Origin of the sequence: Amycolatopsis sp. H20-H5, assembly GCF_035828755.1 — a bacterium.
Taxonomy (GTDB): domain Bacteria; phylum Actinomycetota; class Actinomycetes; order Mycobacteriales; family Pseudonocardiaceae; genus Amycolatopsis.
In genome coordinates this window covers 85617-93286 of record NZ_JAYMZS010000012.1, presented here as the reverse complement: position 1 = coordinate 93286, position 7670 = coordinate 85617, and the positions used below count along the sequence as shown (strand labels likewise).

General features: G+C 63.7%; 7 protein-coding genes. 3 read left to right on the top strand and 4 right to left on the bottom strand.

Annotation, left to right across the window (positions count from 1 at the left end):
• Positions 1 to 116: 116 nt before the first annotated feature.
• Together QMK34_RS09640 and QMK34_RS09635 are read left to right on the top strand one after the other, a co-directional pair.
• Positions 117 to 1070, top strand: a complete 954-nt coding sequence (locus QMK34_RS09640) for an ATP-binding cassette domain-containing protein (RefSeq protein WP_326413357.1) — start codon at positions 117 to 119, stop codon at positions 1068 to 1070.
• Positions 1067 to 1858: an ABC transporter permease gene (locus QMK34_RS09635; protein WP_326413356.1), complete on the top strand. Its 792-nt coding sequence runs from the start codon at positions 1067 to 1069 to the stop codon at positions 1856 to 1858. The genes QMK34_RS09640 and QMK34_RS09635 overlap by 4 nt, the downstream gene beginning before the upstream one ends.
• 14 nt (positions 1859 to 1872) lie before the next feature.
• Here the strand turns inward: QMK34_RS09635 and QMK34_RS09630 are convergent, their stop codons facing one another.
• Positions 1873 to 2703 (bottom strand): AMP-binding protein, encoded by an 831-nt coding sequence (locus tag QMK34_RS09630; RefSeq protein ID WP_326413355.1) that lies wholly within the window; start codon positions 2701 to 2703, stop codon positions 1873 to 1875.
• Between the two features lie 305 nt (positions 2704 to 3008).
• Between QMK34_RS09630 and QMK34_RS09625 the strand changes: the two genes are divergently transcribed.
• Entirely contained in the window at positions 3009 to 4040 is a 1032-nt protein-coding gene (locus QMK34_RS09625) for a hypothetical protein (protein WP_326413354.1), read from the top strand.
• A 23-nt stretch (positions 4041 to 4063) separates the two neighbouring features.
• Here the strand turns inward: QMK34_RS09625 and QMK34_RS09620 are convergent, their stop codons facing one another.
• From QMK34_RS09620 to QMK34_RS09610, 3 genes are all read right to left on the bottom strand, one after another.
• Positions 4064 to 5161 carry a glycosyltransferase gene (locus QMK34_RS09620; protein WP_326413353.1) on the bottom strand — a complete coding sequence of 366 codons (1098 nt, stop codon included), beginning with the start codon at positions 5159 to 5161 and terminating at the stop codon, positions 4064 to 4066.
• Positions 5162 to 5311: 150 nt separating this feature from the next.
• Positions 5312 to 6355 carry a 2,3-diaminopropionate biosynthesis protein SbnB gene (sbnB, locus tag QMK34_RS09615; RefSeq protein WP_326413352.1) on the bottom strand — a complete coding sequence of 348 codons (1044 nt, stop codon included), beginning with the start codon at positions 6353 to 6355 and terminating at the stop codon, positions 5312 to 5314.
• A gap of 55 nt (positions 6356 to 6410) precedes the next feature.
• Positions 6411 to 7394, bottom strand: coding sequence for a helix-turn-helix domain-containing protein (locus tag QMK34_RS09610; RefSeq protein ID WP_326413351.1), 984 nt, complete (start codon positions 7392 to 7394; stop codon positions 6411 to 6413).
• Positions 7395 to 7670: the final 276 nt, after the last annotated feature.

Below are 7670 nucleotides of genomic sequence, written 5' to 3'. Positions count from 1 at the left end.
AGAACAGCCAGTATTCGCAGCGACTGACTGGCAATCCGCAAAAAACCTGTTGGCCCTGTGCCAAGGCGGATAGCGCGAAGCTCCCGTCGTCTGCCAACATCAGGAAGGAGGCTGGCGTGGACGCGGTCGTGGAAACCCACCAGTTACGCAAGCGCTACCGAGGCCACGAGGCTCTCCGAGGTGTCGATCTCACCGTGCCCGCCGGTACGGTACTGGGCCTGCTGGGCCACAACGGTGCCGGTAAGACCACAACGGTCGGCATCCTCACGACGCTGCTGCGGCCCGATGGAGGGTTCGCCCGGGTCGCCGGCTTCGACGTGGCCCGCCAGCCACACGAGGTCAGGAGCAGAATCGCCGTCGCCGGGCAGTACGCCGCGCTCGACACTCGGCTCACCGGCCGGGAAAACCTCGTCCTTCTCGGCAAGCTGTGGCACCTCGGTGCGCGGAAAAGCCGTCAACGCGCCGAGGAGCTGCTGCAGCGCTTCGATCTCGGGCAGGCCGCGAACCGGATGGTCGAGACGTACTCAGGTGGCATGCGCCGCCGGCTCGACCTCGCCTGCTGCCTGGTGACGCGCCCGGCGGTGCTCTTCCTCGATGAGCCGAGCGCCGGCCTGGACCCGAGCAGCAGGCAGCTGTTGTGGGACGAGGTGAGGGAACAGGCACGCGACGGCATCACCGTGGTGCTCACCACCCAGTACCTCGAGGAAGCCGATGAACTCGCCGATCGGATAGTCGTCCTCGACTCCGGTGCGGTCATCGCGGAGGGCACGCCAGAAGAGCTGAAATCCAAGGTCGGCGGCGAATGGCTCGGTATCTCGCTGGAGATCCCGGCTCAGGTCCCGGCCGCGCTGGCGGCGCTCGCGCACATCGCCGCCGACAATCCTGAGGTGGACCGCGACGGCGGGCGCATCTCGCTCCCCCTGGCCGACGGCATGGCCACGATCGCCGCGGCGGCGGCCGCGCTCGACCGCGCCGGTCTGGCCGTGACGGAATTCGCCGTTCGCCGCCCTTCACTCGACGACGTCTTCCTGACCCTCACCGGCAAGAGCAAATCGGAGCGTCCCGCATGATCTTCACCGAAACAATCGCGCTGACCGGACGGCGGTTGCAACGGCTCCGTCGCTCTCCTGGCGAACTGCTGGCCGTCACGCTCACCCCCGTGACGATGGTCTTCGTGCTGGGTTACCTGCTCGACAAGACGATCGTGCTGCCGGGCGGTGTCGGCTACCTCGACTTCATGATGGCCGGGGTGGGTGCGCAGGTCGCACTGACCTGCTTCGGAACGAGCGCTATCGCCATGTCGGACGACCTGCGTGGCGGCATGCTCGTCCGGTTCCGCTCGCTGCCCATCAAAAGAATCCCGGTGCTGATGGCGCAGTCTCTCTGTGACCTGCTGCTCACGGCGGCCGGAATGGTCGTCGCCTCCGGGGTCGGCTGGTTCCTCGGCTGGCGCATCCACACCGGGTTTCTGCCGGCGCTGGGCGGATTCTGCCTGCTGCTCATGTTGACGTTTCTCATGTCGTGGGCGGGCATTCTGGCCGGGCTGTGGTTCCGGGGACCGTCGACGGTCAACTCGTTGTCCGGTCTGGTGCTGGTCGCGGGCTCCTTTCTTTCGACTGCCTTCGTCCCGCCGGACGGCCTTCCGCCGTGGCTCCGGGTTCTGGCGTCATGGAGCCCGGTGAGCACAGTCGCGACCACCTGCCGGCGGTTGTGGGGCAATCCCGTGGCCGACAGCGGATCAAGTCTTGCCGTGGTTCACCCGGCGCCGGTCGCGCTGGTGATGATGAGTGTCTTGCTGGCTGTCGCGATGATCTTCGCCCGGCACGTTTTCGGGTCGACTTCGGAGCGGGCCGGCTGAGACGGCCGCGGCGACTACCCCCGAGGACACACCAATTCCACGTTCAGTTCGGCGAGCACTCGCCGACGGAGCTCGGCATCGACCGGTCCGCCCATGATGAACAGCAGGCGCAGCGACGTGCAGGACCCGAAAGACGGCTGAGCGACCAGCTGTCTTAGCGCGTCGGGCACCACCCGCAACACCGTCACCTGGTGCCGCAGGACGCTGTCGATCGTCCCCACCGGGTCCTGCGCCGCTCTGGGCGCATCGAAGACGAAGCGCCCTCCGGTGACAAGCGATGCGAAGACCTCCCAGAAGAAGGTGTGTGAGTCGCCCGAGGTGAGGTGCAACAGGCCGTCCGCAGCGCCGAGCCGGTAGCCCTCAGCCGTCACACGCACCCGGCCGGCGATGCGTCGGTGGTCCAGCGCCACGGCCTTGGAACGGCCGTCCGAGTTGTAGGTGCGGCGGACGTAGGCGGCGTCACCAGGCTCGACCGGCGCCAAGGGCACGCGCACACCGAGCGCGACGTATGCCCTGACCAGCGGTTCGTCGAGCACCAAGTCGACATCGGCGTCGGTGCGGTTCTCCATCCCGGCGGCATCGACTCCGCGGGACCGGATGGGCAGCATGGCAGCCCCGGCCTTCCAGATGCCCAGGATGCCGACGATCAGGCCCACCCCGCGGGCCATGGCGGTCCCCACAACGCTGCCGGCACCGTATCCCTCGGTGAGTAATACGGTGGCGACGGCATCAGAAGCCCGGTCGAGGGCTGCGTAGCCGATTTGTTCCGTACCGCAAGCGACGGCAACGGCGTTCGGGCTCTCGGTCACTCGTGTGGCGAACTCTTTGAACAGAACAGCACGCATCTTCGGCTCCTCACTCAAGGCGCGCAAGCTGATGACGTCCCGTCTCGAGTTTCGCCAGCAACGGCGCAAGAGTAGAATTACAACTCCTTGCCCAAGAGTTGGCTATCCGCCGAACTTGAGTACTCGGCCACGCGACTGCGGGCTCCCCCGCGCAACCGAGGAACTCCGCTCGACGCTGGACGTTCTTCCACCGAGAATTTAGGCAGCAGACTTGGCGCACGACATTTCACCGCGTTCTACCAGTGGGGGCGCCTGATGATTTCGACATCCCCAGCCAGTTTGGTCGACGACAGGATCGCAGTCACGTGAATTTCGTCAGAACCGAGAGTCCGGCCGAGCACCATGTGCCCAACGAGCCCGCTTCACGGACGGCTGGCCGCGTGGTGGTGGTTTCCCTGCAACGATCAGGAACACATTTGCTCAAAGAAGCGATGACCGCGCTCGGGTATTCGCTCATCGGCCGACTCGGCCGACAACCTGGGAAATTCGTGGAGAATCCGGCCTTCACCAGGAGGATCGAACGAAAACTTCTGCGGGCGGTCTACCCGGAAGACGAACTGAGCAACCCGGTCGACTCAAGGGACGAGACCCTGATCGAGCGAACGACCGCTCAGGCCGGAGACGCTCTTCTGGAAAGCTGGAAAATCCATTTGGGGCTAAGGGAACGCCCATCCGCGGTAACCGACGATTCCCTCACGGCGCTGACAACCCACGCTCTGACATCCGACGCCGCTCACAGGTTCCGCGACACCCCGGCAGGCCTTTGCTGGTTCCTGCCGGAGCTCGCCCTGAACCGCGTAGATCGAGTGTTCCTGGACGAGTGGATCGAGACCGGAGAGCCAAGGATCGTATTCAACTACCGAGATCCCAGGGACATGGTGCTGTCCATGGTCAATTTCTTGGCCACGCATCGCCGGGCGGACCTGGTCGAACTGCCGATCCACCAGGCGTACGCCGAACTCCTGCAGAAAATCCCCACCACCGCGGAACGTTTGGCGTTCGCGTTGCGCGACTCGTCTTTTCCCGGCATAGACGGACTTGAGCGTGCACTATGGCTCCGGTATCATCCGAAGGTTTGCGCACTTTCGTTCGAAGATCTGGTGGGCTCCGCAGGTGGCGGCTCCGAAGTGGCGCAACTCGCCGGCGTCACCCGGCTGGTCGAATTTCTCGGCACCGACATCAATCCTTCTGTTGTCGCTTCCCGCCTCTTCAATCCCCGCTCTTTCACCTTCCATCGGGGGCAAACAGGTTCCTGGCGCAAGGAGTTCACTGCGGACCACGAGAAGCTGTTCTCCGAGCGCTACGGAAATCTTGCCGCCCTGTACGGCTACCGATGAGCGCGGACGTCGACTTTCGAAAGCTATGAGTGGTCGACGATCTTCAGAAATTTCTTGACTATCTTTTGGGCTTCCGGACGCGCAAGGTTCTCCGCCGCCAACCTGCGTGCGGCGATGGTATACTTGGCGTTGAGAATTACTTCGAAGACAGCTTCGCGAATGCGCGTGGGATTTGCCTCGCTCCGCGGCACGACTACCCCGGCGCCACTCTCGAAGACCGCCGCACCGTTCATGACGTCATCCGCGGCACAGGGGATGACTACCTGTGGAACCGCGGCGGCCATTGCGTCGAACGTCACGCTCGTGCCGCCGTCGTGCACCACGACGGCGCACGTGGGCAACACGCGCGCGAGAGAGAGCCACGGAACCGCGATCACGGACTGAGGAATCCCGCCGGTGCCGCAGTTGCCCGTCTCCATGACGACTTCCATTTCCGAGCCGGCCAGTGCCAGACCGGCCATGCGCAGCAACCGGGGCTGCAGCGGCCCCGCACCAAGCACCACGCACACACGGGGTTTCTCGAACTGTGCCGGCGGTCCCGGGATGCCCGCGGAGGACACGCTGCACGGGGTGTAACGCATGGCCCAGTTGTCGTCGTGGGATCGGCCCGCCAGCCCGCCGGGGCAGATCGAAATCGTGGCGGTCGGAGACGCACCAGCGATACCCCGCTCCATCACAGCCAGCGCGCCGCCGAATGTCGGCATCGGCAGACCAGTACCGTGGAGCACCGATGGGACACCGCTGAGCACCGAAGAAACCAGGCCAGCGACGTGATAAGGCTCGTAGATCACCACGTCCGGACGATGGCGCTCGATCACTTCCAGCATGCCGTCCAAGGTGAGGTCCGCGATCTTCGCCCATCCGGCCGCTCGCCGCTCACTCCAGTCCTGCGACGACAAACCGGGCATATTTCTTTCTTCGATCAGCCGCCGGTGCACGCCCGCCACATCCCTGCCAGGAGCCATGTCGACGACAGTGAGCCCGTAGTGGCACAGACGTTCGAGATTTCTCTCAGTCGAGGCGAAAGTGACCTGGTGCCCGGAACGTTCGGCCGCAAGCGCGGTCGGAACGAGCGTCCGTATGTTGGCCTCACCGATCGCGGCCGCGAAAACAATCTTCATCTGAACCACCAAGAGTTTCTGACAAAACAGTTCACGCAGCACGCTGGGCCGCAGGTACTGGACAGGTTATCCGAAAGGGTTCAACAAACCAGAAGATTCATTCAATTGCGAAGATTGTTCCGCGACAAGTGGCATGACAACCAGCTAGTGCTATCCGTCACCAAATCGATTCAGATCGGAGAAGAAGCCAGGGACGGTCCTGAGGTTACCCTCTTTCGTCAGGTAGTCGTAAACGTGCTTGGCGACGGCCAAGTCAAGGATTCCCAGACCGAACGGTGAAAAAATCACGGTTTGATCAGCGGGCAAGCTGACTTCTTTGTCCAGCACTTGACATAAAGTCCCATGAACGAAGTGGCGATCTCCGATATCCTGTTCCGCGAGATGCAATGATGTACCGGCCTTCAGACAGTGATCGACGTCATCCACGATGTTGCGCGCCCTCAAGACGACTGCCGGCGACAGATCCCGGAGAGAGATGTGCAACACCAACGGGGCATGCCCGAACCATCCTGGTTCGGATACGTGCGGGACCCCGGCAACCGTGGCGAAGACGATCATGTCGGAGTTCTCGACGATGGATCGAGGATTTGAGTGCCGCACGATCGTTCCCGGCGACTCACTCCGCTCGAGATAGGACTGGAAGCCGTCGAGTGACCGAGCGTCGGTGTCGTAGAGACCGATCTCATCGAATTGCCAGCCCGTGCGCTCGAGGTACGTGTGAATGTAACGGGCGATCAATCCGTTGCCAAAGAAGCCGATCCGCTTGGGCCACACATTGCGAGCCCGGGATATTTGGTCGGCCGCCAGTGCCGCGGAGGCAGCCGTGCGCGTGGCACTGATCACCGATGCTTCCAGGACGGCAAGGGGGTATCCAGTTTCAGGATCATTCAAGAGTTGCACCGCAGAGGCCCTGGGGATTCCGGCCGCGGTATTTCCCGGATAGCTGGCGATCCACTTTATTCCATTTACCGCGGCGTTTCCTCCCAGCGATGCCGGCAATGCGATGATCCGGTCCGACGGACGATCCGGGAAACGCAGGAAATACGACGGAGGATTCACCGTCTTGCCCGCACCGTGCAAGCGATAGGCGCCTTCGATAATCGAGACGACCGATTGTTCGTCGCCTTCGAGAACCGCACGCACTTGAGTGCCGGTGATCACGGCGAACGACGGCTCGCTGACCGATTCAGACAACAGATGTCCCTTCACTATCGCATACGTCAGTATCGGGTTGCCGGTGCGACCGGAGTCAGCTCACAACGCCGGTGCACCGGCTGCGCACCTCCGCGAGCCGGTGCAGGGCGGACGCCGTCGCGAGCACTCGCAGGCCACGGATGGTGCACGGAGAATGGCCGGTCTGCTGCGCGATCCGCTGCAGCCGGTAGTCGACGGTGCTGCGGTGCAGCACCAGGCGATCGGCGACCCGGCCGCGGTTACCGTTCTCTTCGATGATGGCTTGCAGCGTCTCCCACAACAACGGCTGGGAGAGCAAGGGGTCGATCACCTTCAGGAGGACGTTGGCGATCAGGGGGTCGCGAGCGACCGCGAACTCGAGCAAGACGTCGTCGAGCAAGTGCAGCCCAGGCTCGCGACCGAGGGCTTGCGTCTCCGCGAGCACGTCGTCGGCGACTGCCCGCGACTCCGCGACACCTCGTTCTCCCGACCAGACCAAAGCCGCCCTGCTGATTGGCTCGAGCGCGGCCAAAGCTCGCCGGCCCCGGCCGATCGCGTCAGCTTCGTCAGTTGCGTGCAGCAGTACGTGGCCGCCTTCTTCGGCGAGAAAGCTGAGCGTGTGCTCACCACCTTCGGCCTGAAACGCCGCGTCGACCCGGGTCGGATCCTGACCGCCGGTCGATAGGGCGACCACCGCGTAGCCGATACCGGCCGGAAAGCCGGCCTCTCCGGCCAGCAACAGCTGGGCGCGCCGGCGTTGGGTGAGCTCCTCGTCGGCCCGCGGCGCCACGCAGGCCTGACGGAAACCCTGCGTAAGCTCAATCAGCACTTGACTGCCCACGCGACTGAACTTCTGAACAGCCGCGCAATAGCGTTCCGGCACTTGAAGATCACAGTGGTTCAAAGCCCGGTCCACCAGATCGGCGGTCAGCGAACTCGTCGCCTCGAGCATACGGGCAAGGGTGCGGCCCGACTCGGCCCAAGCGGCCCCAACCTTGCGAGCGGTGAGCACGTCGAGTTCGAATTCCGCGGACAATACGTCCGAATAGAGCGGTAGCACGTGACGCACCACAGCCCGCCGTGAACCATCGGACTCCCGCGTGCGCTCGGCAGAGCTTGCCCGCCTGGCCGAGGTGGCAGCGCGCCCTGGCCCGCGAGATTCGGCGGCGGTGACTACAGTATCCACACCCAGATCCGCACCGGAAAGAGTCATGTCAAGTCCCAATCGTCACTGTCCGTGAGCATTTCCGCGAAGAGTCGCCATCTTGCTCACCCATCCTGACTCGACTGTGGTACCTCGAACCTCGTAAGTTGCTCAAAGTTGAAATTCACATTT

Bases quoted from the DNA above. Each gene is read 5' to 3' on its own strand.
- QMK34_RS09635 (WP_326413356.1), top strand. From the start codon at position 1,067: ATGATCTTCACCGAAACAATCGCGCTGACCGGACGGCGGTTGCAACGG.
- QMK34_RS09630 (WP_326413355.1), bottom strand. From the start codon at position 2,703: ATGCGTGCTGTTCTGTTCAAAGAGTTCGCCACACGAGTGACCGAGAGC.
- QMK34_RS09620 (WP_326413353.1), bottom strand. From the start codon at position 5,161: ATGAAGATTGTTTTCGCGGCCGCGATCGGTGAGGCCAACATACGGACG.